Here is a 24,932-nt window from a genome sequence, read left to right as displayed (position 1 = left end):
GTGGACCGGTCCACCTGGACCGCTCCACCCAAGTCCAATTTCCGGCCTGTGGACGGAGCACCGTCAGGCCACCCGGCGGTACGCTCGCCACCATGACCGAGAGCAGCACGACCACTGGACAGCACGGCTCGAACCGCGTGAAGCGCGGACTCGCGGAGATGCTCAAGGGCGGCGTCATCATGGACGTCGTCACCGCCGAGCAGGCCCGTATCGCGGAGGACGCCGGGGCCGTCGCCGTGATGGCCCTCGAGCGCGTCCCGGCCGACATCCGGTCCCAGGGCGGCGTGGCTCGGATGAGCGATCCGGACCTCATCGAATCCATCATCGCCGAGGTGTCCATCCCCGTGATGGCGAAGGCCCGCATCGGACACTTCGTCGAAGCCCAGGTCCTCCAGGCGCTCGACGTCGACTACATCGACGAGTCCGAGGTCCTGAGCCCGGCCGACTACGTGAACCACATCGACAAGTGGGGCTTCGACGTCCCGTTCGTGTGCGGTGCCACCAACCTGGGGGAGGCGCTGCGGCGCATCAACGAGGGTGCCGCGATGATCCGCTCGAAGGGTGAGGCCGGCACCGGCGACGTATCCGAGGCGACGAAGCACATCCGCAAGATCCGCTCCGAGATCGCGCACCTGTCGTCGATGTCGAAGGACGAGCTGTACGTCGCGGCGAAGGAGCTGCAGGCCCCGTACGACCTCGTCGTGGAGATCGCCGAGACCGGCAAGCTCCCGGTCGTGTTGTTCACGGCCGGAGGCGTGGCGACACCGGCCGACGCCGCGATGATGATGCAGCTGGGTGCCGACGGTGTCTTCGTCGGATCCGGCATCTTCAAGTCCGGCAACCCGGCTCAGCGGGCGGCGGCCGTCGTCAAGGCGACGACCTTCTTCGACGATCCTCAGGTCATCGCCGAGGTCTCCCGCGGGCTCGGTGAGGCGATGGTCGGCATCAACGTCGCCGACCTCGCGGCACCGCACCGCCTCGCCGAGCGTGGCTGGTAGCCCCGCGTCCGCCCTGAACCAGGTGACGTCGTGACCGGGTCGGCACGCGTCGGCGTCCTCGCCCTGCAAGGTGATTTCCGCGAGCATGCCGCCGTCCTCACCAGCCTCGGGGCGGACGTCAGCCTCATCAGGCGTCCCTCGGAACTGACCGGCATCGACGGACTCGTCCTGCCCGGCGGCGAGTCGAGCGTGATGGACAAGCTCGCTCGCTCCTTCGACCTCGCCGGACCGTTGCGCGAAGCGATCACCGCGGGGTTACCCGTGTACGGCACCTGCGCCGGACTCATCCTCCTGGCCGACCGGATCCTCGACGGGATCGCCGGCCAGCAGAGCCTCGGCGGGCTCGACGTCTCCGTCCGGCGCAACGCCTTCGGGTCGCAGCTCGACTCCTTCGAGACGGACCTGTCGATCCCGGTCCTCGGTGACCCGCCCGTGCACGCCGTGTTCATCCGCGCGCCGGTGGTCGAAGCCGCCGGTCCGGCGGTGACACCCCTCGCCTCGCTGCCCGACGGTCGGATGGTCGCCGTCGAGCAGGGGAACCTCCTCGGCACGTCCTTCCACCCCGAGGTCACGGGCGACACCCGTTTCCACGCCTACTTCCTCGACAAGGTCGAACGATCCCGCTGAGGCGGTGGCGCCCGATCCCGCGGCCCGTCCCGGTGTGATCGCGAGTTCCGGGTCGCTGGCCTAGACTGGTCAGGTTCTTTTCACGCAGTTAGGGAGCACATGTCCGGACACTCCAAGTGGGCGACGACCAAGCACAAGAAGGCGGTCATCGACGGCCGTCGCGCGAAGTCGTTCGCCAAGCTCATCAAGAACATCGAGGTCGCGGCCAAGATGGGCGGCGCAGACCTCGCGGGCAACCCGACGCTGCAGGACGCCATCCAGAAGGCGAAGAAGACCTCTGTCCCGAACGACAACATCGACCGCGCCGTCAAGCGTGGTGCCGGCCTCACCGGTGAGGTCGTCGACTACACCACGATCATGTACGAGGGCTACGGTCCGAACGGCGTCGCCCTGCTCGTCGAGTGCCTCACCGACAACAAGAACCGTGCAGCAGCCGATGTCCGGACGCTGATGTCCCGCAACGGCGGCACCATGGCCGACCCGGGCTCCGTCGCCTACAACTTCCAGCGCAAGGGCCTCATCGTCGTCCAGGCCGAGGGGACCACGGAGGACGACGTCCTCGGCGCCGTGCTCGATGCCGGCGCAGAAGAGGTCAACACCGAGGGCGAGACCTTCGAGGTCGTCACCGAGCCGAGCGACATGGTCGCGACCCGGACCGCCCTGCAAGAGGCCGGTATCGACTACGACTCCGCCGACGTCGCCTTCGTCCCGAACCTCAAGGTGGAGATCGACGCCGACACGGCGCGCAAGGTGTTCAAGCTGATCGACGCCCTGGAGGACAACGACGACGTCCAGAACATCTACAGCAACTTCGACCTCACCCCCGAGGTGCAGGCCGAGCTGGAGGCCGACGACGAGTAGTCCGGCACCCGCGCCGGGCGAAGATCGTTCGAACGGATGTACGACACTCCGCCCTCGCGGAGTGCTCGGCGCATCGCCCGCGCCTAGGGTCGGAACATGACTCTGCGCGTCCTCGGCATCGATCCCGGCCTGACCCGATGCGGGGTGGGGGTCGTCGACGTCCTGCCGGGACGGCAGGCCACGATGGTCGAGTACGGCGTCATCCGGACGGACGCGCACGCCCCACTCGAGCAGCGACTCCTCATGATCGCGCAGGGCATCGCCGAGGCGATCGAGCGCACCTCACCGACCGCGATGGCCGTCGAGCGGGTGTTCGCGCAACACAACGTCCGGACGGTCATGGGCACGGCTCAGGCGAGTGGGCTCGCCCTGCACGCTGCGGCCGCGAACGGGATCCCCGTCGGCCTGCACACCCCGAGCGAGGTCAAAGCCGCGGTGACCGGATACGGCCGGGCGGACAAGCTCCAGGTGCAGACCATGGTCGCGCGGATCCTCGGTCTCGACGAACTCCCGAAGCCCGCTGACGCCGCCGATGCGCTCGCGCTCGCGATCTGCCACGCCTGGCGACCCGTCGTGTCGACTGCGGCGACACCCGTCGGCGCACCGCCGCAGGGGAGTGGAGCACTCACCCCCGCCCAGCGTGCCTGGGCGGCGGCGGAACGCGGCGGCGGAACGCGCGAGGCGGCCGTCCGGGCCCGGGCAGCGCGGAGCCCTAGGCTGGAAGCATGATCTCCTCCCTCCGCGGCACCGTCCTGAGCGCGGTCGGCAACCTCGTCGTGATCGAGGTGGGCGGCGTCGGATTCGCCGTCCAGGTGACGCCGGCCCATGCCCTCTCCCTCCGGGTCGGCACCGAAGCACTCCTCTCGACGACACTGATCGTGCGGGAGGACTCACTCTCCTTGTTCGGGTTCCGATCCGCTGAGGAGCTGTCCGTGTTCGAACTCCTGGTGAGCGTCACCGGGGTCGGCCCGAAGTCGGCTCTCGGCGTCCTGGAGGCGTTGACGCCGGAGCAGATCGCCGCCGCCATCTCCGCGGACGACGACGCCCCGTTCCGGAAGGTCTCCGGGATCGGGCCGAAGACGGCGAAGCTCATCACCGTCTCGCTCGCCGGCAAGCTCCGCGTCACGAGGACCACGCCTGAAGCTCCGGCGACCACCGTGAACGCGGCCGCGATCGCCGATCAGGTCGTGACGGCGCTCATCGGGCTCGGTTGGCCCGAGAAGACGGCGACGCAGGCGGTCGTGGAGGCCTCCGCCTCCGCAAGTGCGGACGACCTCTCGACCGTGCCGTCGCTCATCCGCCTGGCCCTCGGCAGACTCGGCCCGGCGCACGCCGGAGGCCGTACCTCGTGACGGACGCTCCGGAAGACCTCACCAATCCAGCTGCGGAGTCCGACGCGGAACTGGCGTTCGAAGGGGCGCTCCGTCCGCGGTCGCTCTCCGAGTTCGTCGGTCAGTCCAAGGCCCGCGGTCAGTTGCAGCTCCTGATCACTGCCGCCGGGATGCAGAACCGCACGCCCGACCACATCCTGCTGGCCGGCCCTCCTGGACTCGGCAAGACGACCCTCGCGATGATCGTGGCGCACGAGACCGGGAAGCCGCTCCGGCTCACGAGCGGTCCGGCCATCCAGCACGCCGGCGACCTCGCCGCGGTCCTGTCGTCGCTGACCCCGGGTGAGGTCCTCTTCATCGACGAGATCCACCGCATGGCCCGCCCTGCCGAGGAGATGCTGTACCTCGCCATGGAGGACTTCCGCATCGACATCATGGTGGGCAAGGGTGCCGGCGCGACGAGCATCCCGCTCGAGCTGGCACCGTTCACCCTGGTCGGAGCGACCACCCGCTCCGGTCTGCTACCGAACCCGCTCCGCGACCGCTTCGGGTTCACCGCCCACCTCGAGTTCTACGACGAGCCGGAACTGCAGCAGGTACTGCATCGCACCGCCGACATGCTCGGGCTCGACATCGACGGTCGGGCCGTCGCGGAGATCGCCGGACGCTGTCGGGGTACGCCGCGCATCGCCAACCGACTCCTCCGACGTGTCAGGGACTACGCGCTCGTGCACGGTGGCCGCGCCGACCTGGAGACCGTCCAGGCCGCGCTCGAGCTCTACGACGTCGACGCCCTCGGTCTCGACCGACTCGACCGATCAGTCATGGAGGGCATGCTCGACCGCTTCGCCGGAGGCCCGGTCGGGCTCAGCACACTCGCGGTCTCGGTCGGCGAGGAAGCGGAGACGATCGAGTCCGTCGTCGAGCCGTTCCTCGTCCGGATCGGCCTCATCACGCGCACGCCACGGGGCCGCGTGGCGACCCCGGCCGCCTGGCGGCACTTCGGCCGAACACCTTCTCAGCATGGCGCGACCCTCGATGGCCTATAATTTCCCTTTGGCGGTGCGTTCCCAACGTCTCCCGCCCTCAATCTCCTCTGGAAGGTTCCCATCGTGGATGCAATGACCCTCGTCCTGTTCGGCCTCGCCGGCGTCATGATCGTGTTCATGATGGTGAGCAACAACAAGCGGAAGAAGCAAGCCGCGGTGACGGAGCAGAAGCTCGTCCCCGGTGCCGAGGTGCTCACCGGCTTCGGTGTCTACGGCACGCTCATCTCGATGGACCGCGACTCGCGCAAGGCCGATGTCGAGATCGCTCCCGGCGTCATCGTCACCATCGACCCCCGCTACGCAGGTGCGGTCGTCGCCCCGACGGTCGCCGAGACCGCGGAAGAGGCTCCCGTCGTCGAGTCGATCCCCGACGACGCCTCCTCGCTCGACCTCTCCAAGCCCGAATTCGGCCAGCGCGTCGAGGACACCTCGAAGCCGCAGAAGAGCGACGACTAGTCCCAACCCCTTCCCGGGCGGTGGCCGTCGTGCCACCGCCGGCAGAGAAAGCTGAGTTCCGAGTTTGGCAAAGTCGACTCCGGTCAAGAAAGCGTGGCGTTCGCTCACCTGGCTTGGCGTAATCCTCATCGGTTTGTTCGCGATCAACGCGGCCGGGGTCCTCTGGGGGAACAGCTCTTGGGCGCCCAAGCTGGCCCTCGACCTCGAGGGCGGCACCCAGATCATCCTCGCGCCGAAGCTGGAGTCCGGCCAGACGGTCTCCAACGAGCAGCTGAACCAGGCCGTGGCCATCATCCGCCAGCGCGTCGACGCTTCCGGCGTCTCGGAGGCTGAGATCACGACGCAGGGTCAGAACGTCGTCGTCTCGATCCCTGGCACCCCCGACGAAGCGACGCTGAACCGAATCGAGAGCTCCGCGAAGCTCGAGTTCCGTCCGGTCCTCACCTCGCAGCAGCTGACCCCCGGTCAGCCGTCCAACACCTTCATCGGTGAAGACGGTGCCTCGACCCCGTATCCGACGCCGGATCCGGGCCTCGAGAGCACGCCCACCGCCTCACCGACGAACGCGAGCGACCTGTCGCAGGTGACGCCGGCGCTGTACGCCGCCTTCCAGGCCTACGACTGCGCCGCGAACGCGGACTCGCTCGACGCCACCGCAGCGCCCGCTGCCGACCCACTCATCACGTGCGACGTCGACGGCACCTTCAAGTACGTCCTCGGCCCGGTCGAGGTGTCCGGAGAAGACCTGTCCGACGCGAGCGCCGGCATCAAGACGACGTCGTCGGGTGCCAGCACGGGCGAGTGGGCGGTGTACCCGGTGTTCAACGAGAAGGGCACCGCGCTCTTCGCCGACGTCACCGGCCGCCTGACCTCGCTGCAGAGCCCGCAGAACCAGTTCGCGATCGTGCTCGACGGCAACGTCATCTCCGCACCGCAGTCGCTCGCCGTCATCTCGGACGGCAAGCCGGAGATCAGCGGCTCGTTCACCGAGGAGTCCGCCAAGACCCTCGCCGACCAGCTCAAGTTCGGCGCCCTGCCGATCAGCTTCGTCGTGCAGAGCCAGGACACCATCTCGGCGACCCTCGGTTCGACGCAGCTGGAGAGCGGCCTCATCGCCGGTCTCATCGGGCTCATCCTGGTCGTCATCTACACGCTGTTCCAGTACCGGCTCCTCGGCACCGTGACCATCGCCTCGCTCGTCGCGGCCGCGGTGCTCACGTATGTGGTGATCCTGCTGATGTCCTGGCGTCAGGGCTTCCGGCTCTCCCTCGCCGGGATAGCGGGCCTCATCGTCGCCATCGGTTTCACCGCGGACTCGTTCATCGTGTACTTCGAACGCATCAAGGACGAACTCCGCGACGGCCGCGGTCTGGAGTCCGCCGTCGAAGCCGGCTGGAAGCGCGCCAAGCGCACCATCTACGCGGCGAAGGGTGTCAACCTCCTGTCCGCCGTGGTGCTGTACGTCCTCGCGATCGGCAACGTCCGCGGCTTCGCCCTCACCCTCGGCGTGACCACGATCATCGACGTCATCGTCGTGCTCCTGTTCACGCACCCGATGATGCAGCTCCTCGGCCAGACGAAGCTCTTCAACAGCGGCAAGCCGTTCACCGGTCTCGACCCGTCGGCGCTGGGCGCCATCTACCGCGGTCGTGCAGAGTTCCGGAAGCCCGTCTCGGTACCCGGCGCCAAGGCCGCGTCCAGCAGCCGCGAGGCGGCCAAGCGCCAGACGATCGCCGAGCGCAAGCAGGCGGCCCTCGTCGGAGGCGGCTCCGACACCAGAGCAGACGATCTGCCGACCGATGGGAAGGACTCCTGATGGGTGCGTTCGCACGGTTCGGAAACGAGCTCTACACCGGGAAGCGCTCCTACGACTTCGTCGGCAAGCGCAAGATCTGGTACACGATCGCCATCATCGCGGTCGTCCTCTCGGTGTTGATCCCGGTCGTCAAGGGCGGATTCAACTTCGGCATCGAGTTCCGCGGTGGTTCGCAGTTCCAGATCGCCGACGTCAAGAGCACCGATCAGACGCTGGCCGAAGACGCGGTCGCGTCCGTCGTCAGCGGCGCGACCACCCACGTGACCGTCGTGGGCGGCAACTCGGTCCGCGTGCAGACCGACCAGCTGAAGAACGACAAGGTCACCCAGCAGGTGTCGGCAGCCTTGGCCGAGGCCTATGGCGTCGAACAGTCCGACATCACGAGTTCGTTCATCGGCCCATCATGGGGTCAAGACGTCTCCAAGCAGGCGATCGTCGGCCTCATCGTGTTCCTCGTGCTCGCGGCGATCCTCATGGCCCTGTACTTCCGCACCTGGAAGATGTCCGCGGCCGCGCTGCTCTCCCTCATGCACGACCTCATCATCACGGCCGGTGTCTACGCCGCGACGGGCTGGGAGATCACGCCGGCCGCCATGATCGGCTTCCTCACCATCCTCGGGTTCTCGCTGTACGACACCGTCGTGGTATTCGACAAGATCCGCGAGAACACGACGCTCGACGCCGACGGCGCGGCCCGGACGTTCGGGGAGTCGGTCAACCTCGCGGTGAACCAGACCCTGGTGCGCTCGATCAACACCGGCGTGGTGGCAGCCCTCCCGGTCGCGGCGATCCTGTTCTTCGGTGCCTTCGTCCTCGGTGCCGACACGCTGCGCGACATCTCGCTCGCGCTGCTCGTCGGTATCCTCGTCGGCACGTACTCGACGATCTTCGTCGCCGCACCGCTGTACGCGAACTTCCGGCACAACGAGCCCCGCATCGCCAAGCACGACAAGCGCGTGCTGCAGGCGCGCGAGCGCGCTCAGACCTCGGATGACGCCGAGGGCGAACGCACGGAAGCAGACGCGCCGCTGGCGCGTTGACCCTGACAGCGACCGACAACCGCGTGCACGAGCGCAGGGAGGCCTGAGATGGCGGACACCACGACATCCTCGACGGCCTCCCTGCGCCGTCTCGTCCCACGGATCTTCTCGAAGGCGCAACCGGCCGGCGCCGTCGACACCCTGATGCGGACGGTGCGGCAGCACCATCCCAAGGCCGACCTGGCGCTCATCGAACGTGCGTACACGGTCGCCGAGCGGGCCCACTCCGGCCAGAAGCGCCAGAGCGGCGAGCCGTACATCACGCACCCGGTCGCCGTCTCCCAGATCCTGGCCGACCTCGGCATCGGACCGAAGACGATCGTCGCCGCCCTCCTCCACGACACCGTCGAGGACACCGACTACTCCCTCGACCAACTCCACGCGGACTTCGGCGACGAGGTCGCCATGCTCGTCGACGGCGTCACGAAGCTCGACAAGGTCAAGTACGGCGACAGCGCGCAGGCCGAAACGGTCCGGAAGATGATCGTCGCGATGTCGAAGGACATCCGTGTCCTCATCATCAAGCTCGCCGACCGGCTGCACAACGCCCGGACCTGGGGATTCGTCCCGGCCGAGAAGGCGGCGAAGAAGGCCACGGAGACCCTCGAGATCTATGCGCCGCTCGCGCACCGCCTCGGGATCCAGGCGATCAAGTGGGAACTCGAAGACCTGTCCTTCGCCGTGTTGTACCCGAAGCTCTACGCCGAGATCGAATCGCTCGTCAAGCAGCGGACACCGCAGCGCGAGGAGTACGTGCAGCACGTCATCGACGCGGTGAACGAGGATCTCAAGGCGCAGAAGATCCGTGGCAAGGTCGCCGGTCGCCCGAAGCAGTACTACTCGATCTACCAGAAGATGGTCGTCCGCGGCCGCGAGTTCGACGACATCTACGACCTCGTCGGCATCCGTGTCCTCGTCAACTCACTGCGCGACTGCTACGCGGTCCTCGGGTCGATCCACGCACGGTGGACCCCCGTCCCAGGGCGCTTCAAGGACTACATCGCCACGCCGAAGTTCAACCTGTACCAGTCGCTGCACACCACCGTCGTCGGACCGGGCGGGAAGCCCGTCGAGATCCAGATCCGCACGAACGAGATGCACCAGCGGGCCGAGTTCGGTGTCGCCGCGCACTGGAAGTACAAGGAGCGGATCAACAGCGGGAAGACCGCGTCCTCCGCCGAGCCCGACAGCTCGATGGCCTGGCTCGCGCACATCTCCGACTGGCAGGCGGAGACAGCGGACCCGGGGGAGTTCCTCGACTCGTTGCGGTTCGAGATCGGTGCGAAGGAGGTCTACGTCTTCACCCCGAAGGGGCGTGTCGTCGGCCTGCCCGCCGGCGCGACGCCGGTGGACTTCGCCTACGCCGTCCACACGGAGGTCGGCCACCGGACGATGGGCGCCCGGGTCAACGGGCGGCTCGTGCCGCTGGAGAGTTCGCTCAACACCGGGGACGTGGTGGAGGTCTTCACCTCGAAGAACCCCGACTCCGGTCCGAGCCAGGACTGGTTGAACTTCGTCAAGAGCCCTCGGGCGCGGAACAAGATCCGCCAGTGGTTCACGAAGGAGCGACGCGACGAGGCCATCGAGCAGGGCCGTGACGCGATCGCGCGGGCGATGCGCAAACAGAACCTGCCGCTCCAGAAGCTCATGAACCAGGACTCGTTCGCCGAGGTCGCGGCGCAACTGCGCTATGAGGACGTCACGGCGCTCTACGCCGCCGTCGGCGAGGGCCACGTCTCGACGCAGTCAGTGCTCGAGAAGGTCGTCGCGCTCCTCCAGAAGGACGCCGACAGCGAGCACGCCGAGTACACCGTCCCGGTCCGCGGGAGCCGCCGTGAGCGACTGCAGAACAGCGACTCCGGGGTCCTCGTGCTCGGTGCTCCCGACATCCTGGTCAAGCTCGCGAAGTGCTGCACCCCGGTGCCGGGTGATGAGATCGTCGGGTTCGTCACGCGAGGCTCCGGCGTCTCCGTCCACCGTTCGGACTGCCACAACGTCCAGGGGCTCCTGCAGGAGCCCGAGCGCATGATCGACGTGGAGTGGGCTCCGTCGTCGAAGAGCGTGTTCCTCGTCCAGATCCAGGTCGAGGCACTCGATCGAGCTGGACTGCTGTCTGATGTGACGCGGGTGCTGTCCGAGTACCACGTTAACATCCTGTCGGCGACGGTGAACACGTCGAGCGACCGCCTGGCCATCAGCCGCTTCGTGTTCGAGATGGGGGACACCACCCACCTCGACCGGGTCCTGAACGCGGTCCGGCGGATCGACACCGTCTACGACGTCTACCGGGTCAACGGCGGCTGAGCGGGAGCGACCAGGACGCCAGTTCACTCCGGGTCGGCTCCAGGCCGGGGAGCATCACCTCGGTGGCACTCGACACGACACGGACGATCCGTGTCCCGCCGAGGACCCGCGGCACGGAGCGGACCCATGCGACGACCTCCTCAGGGCTCGTGAGCCCGAGGAGGAAGTAGTTGCGGATCGTCGTCATGGCCTCCTCCGCGTCGGCCCCGGTGCGCCGCGCCAGGTCCGCGACCGTGCGCGTGGGGGTCGTGACCCGCAGTGCGCCGCACCGCTCGCTGTCGTCGGCGCGGAGTGACACCTGACGCAGACGCAACCGGGACGAACGCGCGCTGCGCCGTTCCATCGACACGAAGCCCGTGTGGACCCTCGGTGCGACGAGTGCCGCGCCATGCAGCCACGCGGCACTCGTCTCGGCGATGACCGCGCCGGCCAGCCCGGTCAGCCGTTCGAGGACCGCCGCGCGCAGCCTGACGGTGTCGGGTTCGTCGACACTGCAGTAGCCGTCTTCGAAGGCGAAGAGCTCGCCGTCGAGCCGCGCGGCGGCGAGCTCGGCTACGGAGAGCTCAGGTGGCTGGAGGTAGGCGGGGAGGCGGCTCGTGGAGGCCGAGGGATCCGTCGCGCAGCCTGGCTCGATGGGGGAGGACGTCTGGAGTGCCGTGGACATACGACGATCCTCCTGCAGCCGTCCGGCAGCAGGAGGATCGTCGACGGATCTGTGGAGAACCGCGACCGTCACGCGGTTGGTGGAGCGGATCCGCCTAGCGGATCGCCCCGAGCCACGCCTTGCGTGCATCCAGCGCCTCGATGGCCGCGGTGAGCCGATCGGCGTCACCGGAGGCTCGTGCCGCCTCGACCTCGTCCTCGAGCTTGGCGATGGCGTCGGCGAGCTGGCTCGCGAGCCCCTCGGTGCGCGCCTTCGTCTCGGGGTTGTTGCGCTTCCAGTGCTCGTCCTCGAGCTGCTTGACGTGGGTCTCGATCTTGCGGAGACGGTCTTCGACGACGCGGACCTGCTCGCGCGGGACCTTGCCGATCTCGTCCCACCGACGCTGGATGTCGGTGAGCGCCTTGCGCGCCGAGTCCCGGTTCGTGTCGGCGAGGATCGGCTCGGCATCCGCCAACACCGCGAGCTTCAGGTCCAGGTTGCCCTGGAACTCCTCGTTGTCGCGCGCGTCGATCTCGGCCTTCGCGCCGTAGATCGCGTCGCCCGCGGCCTTGAACTTCGCCCAGAGCGCGTCGTCCTGGCGCTTCCCGGCACGCGGGGATGCCTTCCACTCGTCGAGCAGGCTGCGGTAGGCGGGGATGCCCTCGGCGCCCTTGGCGATGAGGGCCTCAGCGCGCTCGACGAGCTTCTGCTTGATCGCGCGTGCCTCCTTGTGGACCGAGTCCAGCTCCGTGTAGAACGCACGACGGTGCTGCTCGATCGTCGCGCGCGCCGTCCGGAACCGCTTCCAGAGGTCGTTGGCGTCGTTCTTCGCGAGACGCGGACCGTCGTGCTGCTGGCGCTGCCACTCGGCGAAGAGTTCGTCGAGTCGCGCCGAGGTCTGTTTCCACTGCACCCGTGCCGGATCCTGCTGCGCGAGCTGCTCGGCTTCCTCGACGATCGCGAGACGCGCACGTGCCGCTTCCTCGAGCGCTGCCTTGGTCTCCTGGCTCTGCGCCTCGGTCAGCTCGCTCACGGTGCCGTCGAGCGCCGCGAGGCGGGTCAGGAGCGCCTGCAGGTTGCCGACCGCGTTGGCGGACTCGACCTGCTTGGTGATCGACTTCACGGCCTTGGCGACGTCCGTCGCCGGTGCACCGCGCTTCGCGCGCTGCTCGAGGAGCGTCACCTGTCCGGCGAGGTCCGTGAACTTGCGCTCGAAGTACGCGAGCGCCTCCTCCTTGGAACCGTCGGGGTACTGTCCGACCGCTCGTTCACCGTCGGCCTCACGGACGTAGACGGTGCCGTCGTCGTCGACACGACCCCACGGTTCGATCTCTGGACTGGTCACGCGCATCACCCTTGCTGTGTGTTGACCGCCGTTCGTGGCGATCGTGATCGATCCACAAGCCTATTACCCCGAGTCCTGCTCGGGGCGACCGCTTGCGCCGGTCGGTTCCGTCTGGTGCAGGTTACTGCACGCGCTACTGGACCGTCACCGAGGTGATGGTGGCCGGGACCGCTGGAGCACCGTCACCGCTGCCGTCTGCGACGCCGCCGGACACGACGCCCGAGACGAGCTGGTCGAGACCACTCGTGATCTGGCCGAGCACGGTGTAGCCGCCGGCGGCGTCGGACGGGATGGTCGAGTCCTGGTACACGAGGAAGAACTGCGAACCGTTGCTGTAGCCGTTCCCGCCCTGGCGCGCCATGGCGATGGTGCCGGCCGGGTAGACGTCGTCCGTCGGTGCGTTCTCGACCGGGCCGTAGCTGTACCCGGGGCCGCCGGTGCCGGTGCCGTCGGGGTCGCCGCACTGCAGGACGTAGATGCCGCTCGTCGTGAGGCGGTGGCAGGTGACGCCGTCGTAGAAGCCGGACTGGGCGAGGGAGATGAAGGAGGAGACACCCTGCGGCGCGCAGGCGCCGTCGAGGGTGAGGTTCATGACGACGTCGTTGATCGTCATCTCGCCACTCCAGTCGCGGTCCTCGGCGATGGTGCTCGCGGGGACTTCGCCGGTGTTCGCGCCGTCGGTGGCCCCGGTGACACCGCAGGCCCCGGCCTCAGCGGAGGCGGTGGGCGTCGCGACCGGGGCGCCCGGACCGCCGGCGAAGAAGAACACCTGCGCAGCCGTGGCACCGGCCAGGATGACGACGAGCGCCGCAGCGGCGATCACGTTGTCGCGGACGCGGCGCTTGGAGCGGTGCTCGTGCACGGTGCGCCGGGCGTTGTAGGCGCGCAGCCGTGCGCGTGCTGCGCGTGCCTCTTTGTCCGGACCCTTGCTCGTTGCCACGTCGTTCCCTCCAGGTGCCGTCGGCCGAGCGGCGGCATCGCGCTGTCATCTGGCACCACGCCCGCGGCGGACTGCCCAGGAGAACCTTACGGGGAGCGCTCCGCGCGGACCAAACGGCGCACGACGGCGGCGACCCCGTTCTGCAGCGGGTCCGCGTGTCGCAGGCTGCGGCTAGCCTGGTGGAATGTTCAGTCGAGGACCCGGCATCGCCGGCGCACCGGTACCGCTCGCCGTGCGCATGCGGCCCCGCAGCCTCGAGGAGGTCGCCGGCCAGCAGCATCTGCTCCGTCCCGGCTCGCCGCTCGTCCGCCTGGCGAGCGACAACGAGGGGACGCAGGCGGCCGTGTCCGTCATCCTCTGGGGCCCACCGGGCACCGGGAAGACGACGCTGGCGCAGGCCATCGCGCACAGCTCCGGCCGCCGGTTCGTGGAGCTCTCGGCCGTGACGGCGGGCGTCAAGGACGTCCGGCAGGTCATGGAGGAGGCGATGTCGAGCCGCGACCTCTACGGCAGCTCGACCGTCCTCTTCCTCGACGAGATCCACCGGTTCACGAAGGCGCAGCAGGACGCCCTGCTCCCCGGCGTGGAGAACGGCTGGGTCATCCTGGTCGCCGCGACGACCGAGAACCCGTCGTTCTCCGTCATCTCCCCGCTGCTGTCGCGTTCGCTGCTCCTCACGCTCGAACAGCTGAGCGACGACGACCTCGGCATCCTCATCGACCGCGCCGTGACCGACCCGCGCGGCCTGGCGGGTCGCTTCACCGTGACGCCGGAGGCCCGCGCCGCGATCATCCAGTTGTCCTCCGGCGATGCCCGACGAGCCCTGACGGCGTTAGAGGCGGCCGCGATCGCCGCCGACTCCGATCTCGGCGCTCCGGTCGACCCCGACGAGCTCGATCTCGACGACGCGGGCCTCCTCGACGTCGGCGATGAGGATGATGAAGACGACGAAGACGGGGTGGACGACGACTCCGACACCGCGACGCGGGCGCCCCGCGGTCCCGTCATCACCGACGAGCTCGTCTCGCAGGCGGTCGACCGCGCCCTGCTCCGATACGACCGCAACGGCGACGAGCACTACGACGTCATCAGCGCGTTCATCAAGAGCATCCGCGGATCCGACGTCGACGCCGCGCTGCACTACCTCGCTCGGATGATCGAGGCGGGGGAGGACCCGCGCTTCATCGCCCGCCGCATCATCATCTCCGCGGCCGAGGACATCGGCATCGCCGACCCGCAGGCGCTGCCCATCGCCGTGGCGGCCGCCGACGCCGTCCAGTTCATCGGCATGCCCGAGGGTCGCATCCCGCTGGCCGAGGCCGTGGTGTACCTGGCCACCGCCGCCAAGTCGAACGCGGCCTACGTCGCCATCGACCAGGCCATCGCCGACGTCAGGGCCGGAGCCTTCGGACGTGTGCCGAAGCCGATGCGCGACGCCCACTACGCGGGCGCCAAGCGCCTCGGACACGGCAAGGGCTACCGCTACCCGCACGACCACCCGATCGGTGTCGTCGCCCAGCAGTACCTGCCCGACGAGCTCCGCGACGTCCGGTACTACCAGCCCACCGACCACGGCCACGAACGCGACATCTCGGCACGGTTGGACAAACTCCGGAAGATCGTCCGGGGCGAGTGATCCTCGGGTCGCGGCGGCCCGGCGACCGGGGGACGTCGTGCTAGTATTGATCCGCCTAGAACCGGTGTGACTGCGCGGCTGCTCGATCACCGTGTTCGACGGGCGTGTTCTGTAGCCGAACAGCCCCGGCGGACCCCTCTGACTTTGTCCGGTGTGATTCCGGATCACCGACGCGTCTTCGCGCCGGTCATTCATCGTTTGAGACTTCATCGAAAGGAAACCGTGTCTACCAAGTCACGTACCCGCAGCAAGACCCGCCTCTCGCGGGCACTCGGCATCGCCCTCACCCCGAAGGCCGCCAAGTACCTCGAGAAGCGTCCCTACGCTCCCGGTGAGCACGGCCGCACCAAGCGCAAGGCAGACAGCGACTACGCCGTCCGTCTGCGCGAGAAGCAGCGTCTGCGCGCCCAGTACGGCATCCGCGAGGCTCAGCTCAAGATCGCCTTCCAGGAGGCACGTCGCACCCAGGGCCTGACGGGTGAGAACCTCGTCGAGATCCTCGAGACCCGTCTCGACGCGCTCGTCCTCCGTGCCGGCTTCGCCCGCACCACGGCTCAGGCCCGCCAGATGGTCGTGCACCGCCACATCATGGTCGACGGCCAGCTCGTCGACCGCCCGTCCTTCCGCGTGAAGCCGGGGCAGCTCATCCACGTCAAGCCGCGCTCCGAGGGCACCGAGCCCTTCCAGGTCGCCGCTGCCGGCGGTCACGTCGACGTCCTGCCGAAGGTGCCCGCGTACCTCTCGGTCGAGCTCGACAAGCTCCAGGCACGTCTCGAGCGTCGCCCGAAGCGCGCCGAGGTCCCCGTGACCTGCGAAGTGCAGCTCGTCGTCGAGTACTACGCAGCCCGCTAGGACTGCGGCCCGACTCAGGGCACCACACGAAGAGGCATCGGCTCCGGCCGGTGCCTCTTCGTCGTTGTACGACGCCATCGGTCCACCGCGCTCGACTACGATGGATGCTTGGTACGCCCGGCGACGCCCGGGTGGTCGCACCGCAGATGAGGAGTTCCCCATGAAGAACGTGTTCTGGCTGATCGTCGGCATCGGCGCCGGCTTCGTCGTCGCCCACGAGATCAACAAGACACAGTCCGGCAAGCGGTTCTTCTCCGAGCTGGACTCACGCGTCAGGGAGTTCACCGACACCGTCGGCGACGCCTACAAGGAGCGCGAGGCGCAGCTGCGCGACACGGCGGAGACCGTCGTCGCGCGCGTCGAGGACGCCGCAGAAGACCTCACCAAGCCGTAGCGGCACGCCCGGACGGGCATCGCCGCAGCGCACGAACATCGACACGCACACCCCTGACGTACGGACACCATGGACACCGCTGACATCCGCTCCCGCTGGCTCACCTTCTTCGGCGATCGGGGGCACACCGTCGTCCCCTCCGCCTCTCTCGTCAGCGACGACCCCTCGCTCCTCTTCACGGTCGCCGGCATGGTGCCGTTCGTGCCGTACCTCACAGGCGTCGTCCCCGCGCCGTTCGACCGCGCCACGAGCGTCCAGAAGTGCATCCGCACCAACGACATCGAAGAGGTGGGCAAGACGCCTCGGCACGGCACCTTCTTCCAGATGAACGGCAACTTCTCCTTCGGCGACTACTTCAAGGAGGGCGCGATCACCTACGCGTGGGAGCTCCTGACCGGCAGTGAGTCGAGCGGCGGCCTCGCCTTCGACGAGAAGGATCTCTGGGTCACCGTGTACAAGGACGACGACGAGGCGATCGACCTCTGGAAGCGCGTCGCAGGGCTCCCCGAGCACCGCATCCAGCGGCTCGACAAGGACACGAACTACTGGTCGACGGGTCAGCCCGGACCGGCCGGCCCGTGCTCGGAGATCTTCTTCGACCGTGGTCCCGCCTACGGAGCCGACGGCGGCCCGGCGACCGACGACGACCGGTACGTCGAGATCTGGAACCTCGTGTTCATGCAGTACCTGATCGAGAACGTCCGCGGCAAGGTCGACTTCGACATCGTCGGCGAACTCCCGAAGAAGAACATCGACACCGGCATGGGGCTCGAGCGGGTGGCCTTCCTCAAGCAGGGCGTCGAGAACATGTACGAGATCGACCAGGTGCGCCCGGTCCTCGATCGCGCCGCCGAGTTGAGCGGCCGTCGCTACGGCGCCGACCACGACGACGACGTCCGGATGCGCGTCATTGCCGACCACGTGCGTTCCTCGCTCATGCTCATGAGCGACGGCATCACGCCGTCGAACGAGGGACGCGGGTACATCCTCCGCCGCCTCATGCGACGCACCGTCCGTGCGATGCGCCTCCTCGGCGTCGACACCGCGACGTTCCCCGAACTGTTCTCCGCGTCGCGCGACGCCATGAAGGCCGCTTATCCCGAGGTCGAGACCGACTTCGGCCGGATCTCGCAGAGCGCCTACGCCGAGGAGGAGACCTTCCTCCGGACGCTGGCCAGCGGCACGACCATCCTCGACCTCGCGCTCGAGCAGACCAAGGGCACGGGCCGGACGGCCCTCGCCGGCGACTCCGCGTTCCTCCTGCACGACACCTACGGGTTCCCGATCGACCTGACCCTCGAGATCGCGGAGGAGGCCGGCCTCTCCGTCGACCGTGACGCGTTCGATTCACTCATGACCGCGCAGCGCCAGCGGGCGAAGGCCGACGCGAAGGCGAAGAAGAGCGTCCTCGCCGACCTCTCGGTCTACAGCGACATCCGCGCCAAGGGCGAGACCGTGTTCACCGGCTACACCGAGCTCGAGACCGAGAGCCGCATCCTCGGCATCATCGTGGGCGGACACCCGGTGCAGCGCGCGGTCGCCGGAGACATCGCCGAGGTGATCCTGGCGGAGACCTCGCTGTACGCGGAGTCCGGCGGGCAGGAGGCCGACCAGGGCGTCATCGTCGGTCCCGGATACGAGCTCGAGGTGCTCGACGTCCAGAAGCCGGTCAAGGGTCTCATCGCCCACAAGGTGCAGGTGAGCCAGGGTGAGGTCGGCGTGGACGCACCGGCGACGACCATCGTCGACGCGAGCTACCGCCGCGGCGCGCAGCAGGCGCACTCCGGCACGCACATCATCCACGCCGCCCTCCGGCAGGTGTTGGGCGACAGCGCCCACCAGTCCGGTTCGTCGAACAAGGCAGGCTATCTCCGGCTCGACTTCACCTGGAACCAGCCGCTGTCACCGGCGACGAAGTCGGAGATCGAGGAGATCTCCAACAACGCCATCCGCGACAACCTGCAGGTGACCACCCGCGAGATGGCGCTCGACGACGCGAAGGCGCTCGGAGCCATGGCGCTGTTCGGCGAGAAGTACGGCGAGACCGTCCGCGTCGTCGACATCGGCGGACCGTGGTCGCGTGAGCTGTGTGCGGGCACCCACGTCACCTCGAGCGCCGAGATCGGGTTGATCAACCTCGTCAGCGAGTCGTCCGTCGGGTCGACGAACCGTCGCGTGGAGTCGCTCGTCGGACTCGAGGCCTTCCGCGACCTCGCCGCCGAGCGGGCGCTCGTGTCACAGCTCTCCGGCAGCCTCAAGACGCCGAAGGAGCAGCTGCCCGACCGCATCGCCGAACTCGTCGCGAACCTCAAGGCCGCTGAGAAGAAGATCGCCGCGTTCGAAGCCCGTGGGCTGAGCGAACGCCTCCCGGCATTGGCGCAGACCGCTCACCGCGTCGGCCCGGTGTCGCTCGTCGCCGAACACCTGGGCGAGCTCGGGTCACCGAACGACGTCAGGACGCTCGTCACGCAGCTCCGCGAGCAGCTCGGCGCGAGCCCGGCGGTCGTCGCCCTGGGCGCGGTCGTCGGCGGGAAGCCCGCGATCGTCGTCGCGACGAACCAGGGTGCCCGCGACGCCGGACTCAAGGCAGGCGTCCTCGTCCGGGTCGCAGCCGGTGTCCTCGGCGGCAACGGTGGTGGGAAGGACGACCTCGCACAGGGTGGCGGCGTCGATGCCACCGCGCTTGGCGATGCCCTCGCGGCGATCGCACGCGAGATCGCCTGACGTGACGGACGAGTTCCGTCGCGGAGTCCGACTCGGGATCGACGTCGGGAAGGCCAGGGTCGGGGTCGCGAGAAGCGATCCCGACGGCCTGTTGGCCACGCCGGTGGAGACGGTCCCACGCGACCTCGGCGGCGATGCCGACATCCGGGCGATCGCGGTCATCGCCGAAGAACTCGGCGCCGTGGAGCTCGTCGTCGGTCTCCCGATCGCCCTGTCGGGGAAGGACACGGCGTCCACGCAGGACGCCCGGGAGTTCGCCTCCCGGCTCAGGTCGATCACCGGTGTCCCGGCCCGTCTCGTCGACGAGCGGCTGACGACGGTGACCGCCCACAGCGCCTTGCGCTCCGCTGGGAAACGACAGAAGCAGACCCGCTCGATTGTCGATCAGGTGGCGGCCGTCATACTCTTGCAGTACGCCCTCGACGCCGAACGCGGCTCGGGGCGACCCCCCGGAAGCCCCGTCGACCCGTGAACAGGACGTGCCTGTGTCGAATCTGACACCTCAGAACAACTCAGCAGACGATCCGCTCGCCGACCTCTTCACGTCGGAACGGAACGCCGCGGGGGAGCAGCCGGTGCCACTGTCCCGACGCGAGGCACGTCAGCAGCGGGAGGCCGCGGAAGCCGCCTCGACGCCGTCCGAGCCCGCCGATGGAGACGCCGCGAGCGATCCGGTCGGACCGGTCCCGACCGACGCCTCAGCGGTCGACACCCCATCGGTCGACGCCCCCTCGACCGCCGCGTCGTCGGGTGACTCCAGCGTCGGCGAGGCGGCCGCGAGCGACACACCCGTGAGCGCGCCGACCTCACGTGCGCCCGAGTCGGACGACACCGAGTCTTCGGCGTCCCGGGCCAGGACCACGACCATCCCCGCGTTCGAGGACCTGCTCGCTGAGGACGACACGGCGAACGACAGCGGGCCGCAGCCGATCCATCGGGGGCGCCGTCGTGCGCTGGCCGGCGGGGAACCGCCGAAGCGCCGACGTGGCCGTCGCGGGCTCATCGCGCTCATCGTGTCGATCGTCGTCGTCGGGGGTCTCGTCGCGTGCGCCGCGGTCGTGTGGACGAGTTACGAGCCGCAGATCCGCAAGGTCCTCGGCTGGGAGGAACCGAACGACTACGAGGGTGCCGGCAGCGGCGAGGCCGTCGTCATGGTCAACGAGGGCGACATCGGCGAGGACATTGCGACGAGCCTGCACGACGCGGGGGTCACGAAGTCGTTCGACGCCTTCTACGACCTCCTCCTCGCACAGCCCACCCAGCCGGAGTTTTTCCCGGGCGCCTACAAGCTGAAGCTCAAGATGAGCGCAGAGTCCGCCCTCGCGGCCCTGACCGACGAGGCGAACCGCATGGAGGACATTTTCGTCATCCCCGAGGGCACCGCTGAGCAGGACGCCCTGCCGTCGATCGCGGAGGGCACCGGCATCCCGCTGGAGGAACTCCAGGCGGCGGCCGCCGACGTCGCGTCCTTCGGCCTCCCCGCCGAGGCGACCTCGCTCGAGGGGTTCCTCTTCCCGGCGACCTACAGCCTCCCCGACGGCGGCGATGCGCACGCGGTCCTCCAGACCCTCGTGAACCGGTCGTTCCAGGCGCTCGACGACGCCGGTGTGAAGCCCGAGGACCGTTGGAAGACCATCGTCCTGGCCTCGCTCATCCAGAAGGAGGCGGGCCTCCGCGACGACTACTACAAGGTGTCGCGGGTCTTCCTCAATCGGCTGGACCCGGCCCAGTGGGAGAGCGGTCTGCTGCAGTCCGACGCCACGGTCGCTTACGGGACGGGCAACACCCACCGGGTGTCGACCACGGACGCCGAGCGCGCCGACGCTTCGAACCCGTACAACACCTACGTCCACCCGGGCATGGTCGTGCGACCCATCTCGAACCCGGGCGACCTCGCGATCGACGCCGCGCTGCACCCGGCCGACGGACCCTGGCTCTACTTCGTCACCTGGAACCTCGACTCCGGCGAGACGATCTTCTCCACCACCCAGGAGGAGCACGAGGCCGCGGTCGACAAGTGGCTGTCCTGGATGGACGAGCACCCCGAGTACCAGTAGCGGGAGCGTGGCGCACATGAGTGGAACAGGGCCGGGTCACGGCCAGGGCGGGCAGCCGCGGCTCGCCGTGCTCGGCGCGCCCATCGCCCACTCCAAGTCCCCGGCACTGCACGAGGCCGCGTACCGGGTGCTGGGGCTCAACTGGGACTACGGTCGCCACGAACTCGAGGCGGCCGGCCTGTCGGCCTTCCTCGACGACCTCGGCTCTGACTGGCGGGGGCTCTCGCTGACCATGCCCCTGAAGCATCGCGCGCTCGAGCTGGCCGACGTGGCCGATCGCGCCGCAACCGAGACCGGGGCGGTCAACACGCTGCGTCTCCGCCGAGCCGAGGATGGATCCCGTCGGATCGAGGGGTTCAACACCGACGTCGGCGGCATCGTCCGTGCGATCGGGGCGGCCGGCGTCGACACGATCGCGTCCGCCGTCGTCCTGGGCGGGGGAGCCACGGCCTCCTCGACGATCATGGCGGCGGCGGACCTCGGTGCCGAGCACGTCCACGTGGCGCTCCGACGACCGGCCCAGGCGCGACCACTCGAGGACCTCGCCGGCCGGCTGGGGCTGCGGTTCGCCTCAGGGCCGCTCGACGGCGAGACGCCCGCCGCACCACTCGTGATCAGCACCCTTCCCGGCGGCGTCCTCACCGAACCGGGTCCGGTCCTGTCCCGTGCTCCAGGCGCGCTCCTCCTCGACGTCGCGTACGACCCGTGGCCGAGTGTGCTCGCGGAGGCGTGGTCGCAGGCCGGCGGGTCGGTCCTCAGCGGACTGTCGATGCTCGTGCACCAGGCGTTGCTCCAGGTCCGGATCTTCGTCCTCGGCGATCCGCTCCTGCCGCTCGAGGACGAGACGACGGTGCTCCGGGCGATGCTCGACACGGTCCACCTCGATCACACCGGGGCTCCGGTCGCCTCGCACTGACCGCTCCGGACGCATCCGTCGCCCACCTGCACACCCGCCGGGCCGTCGACCGAAGGCGCACGGTCGCGTCCCGGCTCTATGGAAGGATAGGACCATGCTTCGTTGGCTCACTGCCGGAGAGTCTCACGGCCCGGAACTCATCGCCGTCCTCGAGGGACTCCCGTCCGGCGTCCCCATCTCCATGGACGGCGTCCGCGCCGACCTCGCCCGACGGAAGCTCGGCTACGGCCGAGGATCCCGCATGAAGTTCGAGGAGGACGAGCTCAACCTGTCCGGCGGCGTCCGCCACGGCTTCTCCATGGGCAGCCCGATCGCGATCCGCATCGGCAACACCGAGTGGCCGAAGTGGGCCGAGGTCATGAGCCCCGAGCCGACCGAGATCTCCGAAAAGTCTCGTGGCCGCAGCGCCGCGCTCACCCGTCCGCGTCCCGGGCACGCCGACCTGACGGGCATGCAGAAGTACGGTTTCGACGAGGCGCGTCCGGTGCTCGAACGCGCCAGCGCACGCGAGACCGCTGCGCGCGTGGCCCTGGGTGCCGTCGCGCGCTCCTTCCTCGGCGAGCTGGGCATCACCCTCGTCAGCCACACGCTGTCGATCGGTCCCGTGCGCGTTCCCGAAGACAGCCCATTGCCGGTCCCGGCCGACGTCGACGCGCTCGACGCCGATCCGCTGCGCTGCTTCGACAAGGCGACCTCGGAGCGCATGGTCGCCGAGGTCGACGCGGCCAAGAAGGACGGCGACACCCTCGGCGGCATCGTCGAGGTCCTGGCCTACGGACTCCCACCGGGACTCGGCTCCTACGTCCACTGGGACCGCCGACTCGACGCACGGCTCGCAGCAGCGCTCATGGGCATCCAGGCCATCAAGGGTGTGGAGGTCGGCGACGGCTTCCTCACGACGACGCGTCGCGGTTCCGCGGCCCACGACGAGCTCGTCCAGGAGAGCGACGGCATCGCCCGACAGAGCGACCGCGCCGGCGGCACCGAGGGTGGCATGACCACCGGTACCGTCCTCCGCGTCCGTGCCGGCATGAAGCCGATCGCGACCGTCCCGCACTCGCTCCGCACGGTCGACGTCGCGACGAGCGAGGCCGCCACCGCGCACCACCAGCGCTCGGACGTCTGCGCGGTCCCGGCCTCCGGTGTCGTGGCCGAGGCGATGGTGGCCCTGGTCCTCGCCGAAGCGGTCCTCGAGAAGTTCGGTGGCGACTCCGTCCCCGAGACGAAGCGCAACCTCGACGGATACCTGGCAGCGATCCCGTCGAACCTGCGCACGCGAGGCGACCACGCCTCCAGCGCCGATGCCTGAGCAGGCCGTCGATCTCCGACTCCCCGTCGTCCTCATCGGACCGATGGGGTCGGGGAAGAGCCGGGTCGGCAAGCAGCTGGCGAAGCGCCTGGGCCTGCCGTTCGTCGACACCGACAACGTCGTGTCCGGCGAGCACGGCGCGATCGCTCGCATCTTCGATCAATACGGCGAGGCGCACTTCCGCGCTCTGGAACGGGCCGCCGTCGCCGCCGCGCTCGGGCAGCCGGCGATCGTGTCGCTCGGCGGGGGAGCGGTCCTCGACGAGGACACGCAGCGTGAGCTCGCCGACGCACGCGTCGTGCTGCTGACGGTCACCGAGGAGGCCGTGCTGGCGCGGGCCAACCTCGACAAGCGTCCGCTCCTCCGCGACGACCCCGGCGCGTGGTCGCGCATCGCCGCCGCCCGGGGTCCCGTGTACGAACGACTCGCGGATGTCACCTTCGACACCTCGCACCGACCCATCTCAGGCATCGTCGACGAGCTCGTCGCCTGGGTGAAGGAGCCTGCATGAGCACCGAACCGACCACCCAGACCGAGCGGACCGTCATCGAGGTGACGGGATCCTCCCCGTACCCCATCACGATCGGGAGAGGGCTGGTGGACGTGCTCGTCGACGCCCTCGGGACCGGCGTACAGCGGGTCCTCATCGTCCACCCGGCGACGCTGGGCGAGAAGGCGGCCAAGCTGCGCGAGACCCTGAGCGACCGGTACCAGGTGCTGCTCGCCGAGGTGCCGGACGCCGAGGCCGGGAAACGGGTCGAAGTCGCCGCGTTCTGCTGGGGAGTCCTCGGGCAGGCCGACTTCACGCGCTCCGACGCGGTCATCGGGTTCGGCGGTGGCGCGGTCACCGACCTCGCCGGCTTCGTCGCCGCCACCTGGCTGCGCGGCGTCCGGCTCGTGCAGGTCCCAACGACGGTCCTCGGCATGGTCGACGCGGCCGTGGGCGGCAAGACGGGCATCAACACTGCCGAAGGCAAGAACCTCGTCGGCGCCTTCTACGCCCCGGCCGCTGTCGTCTGCGATCTCGACACGCTCGACACCCTCCCGAAGAACGAGATCCTCGCCGGGTTCGCCGAGGTGGCCAAGGCCGGGTTCATCCGCTACCCGGAGATCCTCGACCTCATCGAGGCCGACGTCGACGCCGCGACCGACCCCGACACACCCGCCTTCCGCCGCTGCATCGAGCTCGCGATCCGGATGAAGGCCGACGTCGTCAGCGAGGACTTCACCGAGCAGGGCCTCCGCGAGATCCTCAACTACGGGCACACGCTCGGGCACGCCATCGAGCACGCCGAGCGGTACCAGTGGCGACACGGTGCCGCGGTGGCGATCGGCATGATGTACGTCGCCGAGCTGTCCCGCCTCGCCGGCCGGCTGTCGGACGAGGTCGTCGACCGCCACCGTCGCGTCCTGGAACTCCTCAGCCTGCCGATCGCCTATCCGGTGGGCCGCTGGAACACCCTGCTCGCGACGATGCAGCGCGACAAGAAGACGCGTGGTTCGATGTTGCGGTTCATCGTGCTCGACGACCTCGCCAAGCCGACCGTCCTCCAGGGGCCCGAGACCTCGCTGCTCTTCGCCGCCTATCAGGAGATCGGCTCCTGACCGACGCCGTCGCGCTCCGTGAGCGCTCG

The 24,932-nt window shown here is 69.0% G+C and carries 23 protein-coding genes; 20 read left to right on the top strand and 3 right to left on the bottom strand.

The window, feature by feature from the left end:
* Nucleotides 1-92 precede the first annotated feature (92 nt).
* The 10 genes from pdxS (at nt 93) to CCK91_RS05940 (ending at nt 10,482) form a co-directional block, all read left to right on the top strand.
* Nucleotides 93-998 carry a pyridoxal 5'-phosphate synthase lyase subunit PdxS gene (pdxS, locus tag CCK91_RS05985; RefSeq protein WP_079705912.1) on the top strand — a complete coding sequence of 302 codons (906 nt, stop codon included), beginning with the start codon at nt 93-95 and terminating at the stop codon, nt 996-998.
* A gap of 30 nt (nt 999-1,028) precedes the next feature.
* Nucleotides 1,029-1,625, top strand: coding sequence for a pyridoxal 5'-phosphate synthase glutaminase subunit PdxT (gene pdxT, locus CCK91_RS05980; RefSeq protein ID WP_086473305.1), 597 nt, complete (start codon nt 1,029-1,031; stop codon nt 1,623-1,625).
* Between the two features lie 99 nt (nt 1,626-1,724).
* Nucleotides 1,725-2,486, top strand: a complete 762-nt coding sequence (locus CCK91_RS05975; RefSeq protein ID WP_079705914.1) for a YebC/PmpR family DNA-binding transcriptional regulator — start codon at nt 1,725-1,727, stop codon at nt 2,484-2,486.
* 96 nt (nt 2,487-2,582) lie between these two features.
* A complete protein-coding gene (gene ruvC / locus CCK91_RS05970; protein ID WP_086473304.1) occupies nt 2,583-3,215 on the top strand; it encodes a crossover junction endodeoxyribonuclease RuvC in 633 nt (210 codons plus the stop codon).
* Nucleotides 3,212-3,838, top strand: coding sequence for a Holliday junction branch migration protein RuvA (ruvA, locus tag CCK91_RS05965; protein ID WP_064293816.1), 627 nt, complete (start codon nt 3,212-3,214; stop codon nt 3,836-3,838). Before ruvC ends, ruvA begins: the two co-directional genes overlap by 4 nt.
* Complete coding sequence (ruvB, locus tag CCK91_RS05960; protein ID WP_086473303.1) at nt 3,835-4,866, top strand: Holliday junction branch migration DNA helicase RuvB; 1,032 nt, start codon at nt 3,835-3,837, stop codon at nt 4,864-4,866. The genes ruvA and ruvB overlap by 4 nt, the downstream gene beginning before the upstream one ends.
* A 72-nt stretch (nt 4,867-4,938) precedes the next feature.
* The gene (locus tag CCK91_RS05955) at nt 4,939-5,322 is read left to right on the top strand and encodes a preprotein translocase subunit YajC (RefSeq protein ID WP_085510869.1); all 384 of its coding nucleotides are present in this window, start codon (nt 4,939-4,941) and stop codon (nt 5,320-5,322) included.
* Nucleotides 5,323-5,386: 64 nt separating this feature from the next.
* Complete coding sequence (secD, locus tag CCK91_RS05950; protein ID WP_064293819.1) at nt 5,387-7,138, top strand: protein translocase subunit SecD; 1,752 nt, start codon at nt 5,387-5,389, stop codon at nt 7,136-7,138.
* Nucleotides 7,138-8,178, top strand: a complete 1,041-nt coding sequence (gene secF / locus CCK91_RS05945; protein WP_086473302.1) for a protein translocase subunit SecF — start codon at nt 7,138-7,140, stop codon at nt 8,176-8,178. Before secD ends, secF begins: the two co-directional genes overlap by 1 nt.
* Before the next feature lie 48 nt (nt 8,179-8,226).
* Complete coding sequence (locus CCK91_RS05940) at nt 8,227-10,482, top strand: RelA/SpoT family protein (protein WP_086473301.1); 2,256 nt, start codon at nt 8,227-8,229, stop codon at nt 10,480-10,482.
* Here CCK91_RS05940 and CCK91_RS05935 read toward each other — a convergent pair.
* The 3 genes from CCK91_RS05935 to CCK91_RS05925 all read right to left on the bottom strand — a co-directional run bounded on the left by CCK91_RS05935 (nt 10,469) and on the right by CCK91_RS05925 (nt 13,410).
* Entirely contained in the window at nt 10,469-11,146 is a 678-nt protein-coding gene (locus tag CCK91_RS05935; RefSeq protein WP_086473300.1) for a hypothetical protein, read from the bottom strand. The two genes, CCK91_RS05940 and CCK91_RS05935, sit on opposite strands and share 14 nt — an antisense overlap.
* Before the next feature lie 94 nt (nt 11,147-11,240).
* Complete coding sequence (locus tag CCK91_RS05930) at nt 11,241-12,470, bottom strand: DUF349 domain-containing protein (RefSeq protein WP_369808437.1); 1,230 nt, start codon at nt 12,468-12,470, stop codon at nt 11,241-11,243.
* Between the two features lie 133 nt (nt 12,471-12,603).
* A complete protein-coding gene (locus tag CCK91_RS05925) occupies nt 12,604-13,410 on the bottom strand; it encodes a peptidylprolyl isomerase (RefSeq protein WP_086473299.1) in 807 nt (268 codons plus the stop codon).
* A gap of 184 nt (nt 13,411-13,594) precedes the next feature.
* On the opposite strand from CCK91_RS05925, the gene CCK91_RS05920 reads away from it, so the two are divergent.
* From CCK91_RS05920 to aroB, 10 genes are all read left to right on the top strand, one after another.
* Entirely contained in the window at nt 13,595-15,046 is a 1,452-nt protein-coding gene (locus tag CCK91_RS05920) for a replication-associated recombination protein A (protein WP_082915828.1), read from the top strand.
* Nucleotides 15,047-15,268: 222 nt separating this feature from the next.
* Complete coding sequence (gene rpsD, locus CCK91_RS05915; RefSeq protein ID WP_064293825.1) at nt 15,269-15,898, top strand: 30S ribosomal protein S4; 630 nt, start codon at nt 15,269-15,271, stop codon at nt 15,896-15,898.
* 160 nt (nt 15,899-16,058) lie between these two features.
* Complete coding sequence (locus CCK91_RS05910; RefSeq protein ID WP_064293826.1) at nt 16,059-16,292, top strand: hypothetical protein; 234 nt, start codon at nt 16,059-16,061, stop codon at nt 16,290-16,292.
* Nucleotides 16,293-16,361: 69 nt separating this feature from the next.
* A complete protein-coding gene (alaS, locus tag CCK91_RS05905) occupies nt 16,362-19,016 on the top strand; it encodes an alanine--tRNA ligase (protein ID WP_086473298.1) in 2,655 nt (884 codons plus the stop codon).
* A gap of 1 nt (nt 19,017) precedes the next feature.
* Nucleotides 19,018-19,488, top strand: a complete 471-nt coding sequence (ruvX, locus tag CCK91_RS05900; protein ID WP_242664402.1) for a Holliday junction resolvase RuvX — start codon at nt 19,018-19,020, stop codon at nt 19,486-19,488.
* Between the two features lie 13 nt (nt 19,489-19,501).
* Complete coding sequence (gene mltG, locus CCK91_RS05895) at nt 19,502-21,073, top strand: endolytic transglycosylase MltG (RefSeq protein ID WP_242664401.1); 1,572 nt, start codon at nt 19,502-19,504, stop codon at nt 21,071-21,073.
* Nucleotides 21,074-21,089: 16 nt separating this feature from the next.
* Nucleotides 21,090-21,989 carry a shikimate dehydrogenase family protein gene (locus tag CCK91_RS05890; RefSeq protein ID WP_086473778.1) on the top strand — a complete coding sequence of 300 codons (900 nt, stop codon included), beginning with the start codon at nt 21,090-21,092 and terminating at the stop codon, nt 21,987-21,989.
* A 94-nt stretch (nt 21,990-22,083) separates the two neighbouring features.
* Nucleotides 22,084-23,298: a chorismate synthase gene (gene aroC, locus CCK91_RS05885; RefSeq protein WP_086473296.1), complete on the top strand. Its 1,215-nt coding sequence runs from the start codon at nt 22,084-22,086 to the stop codon at nt 23,296-23,298.
* Nucleotides 23,291-23,809, top strand: a complete 519-nt coding sequence (locus tag CCK91_RS05880) for a shikimate kinase (RefSeq protein WP_086473295.1) — start codon at nt 23,291-23,293, stop codon at nt 23,807-23,809. The genes aroC and CCK91_RS05880 overlap by 8 nt, the downstream gene beginning before the upstream one ends.
* Nucleotides 23,806-24,903 carry a 3-dehydroquinate synthase gene (gene aroB, locus CCK91_RS05875; protein ID WP_086473294.1) on the top strand — a complete coding sequence of 366 codons (1,098 nt, stop codon included), beginning with the start codon at nt 23,806-23,808 and terminating at the stop codon, nt 24,901-24,903. Before CCK91_RS05880 ends, aroB begins: the two co-directional genes overlap by 4 nt.
* Nucleotides 24,904-24,932: the final 29 nt, after the last annotated feature.

The organism is Plantibacter elymi (nom. nud.), from assembly GCF_900177795.1.
Taxonomy (GTDB): domain Bacteria; phylum Actinomycetota; class Actinomycetes; order Actinomycetales; family Microbacteriaceae; genus Plantibacter; species Plantibacter elymi.
The sequence above is the reverse complement of the archived record's forward strand: the minus strand, read 5'-3'. Positions and strand labels throughout refer to the sequence as shown.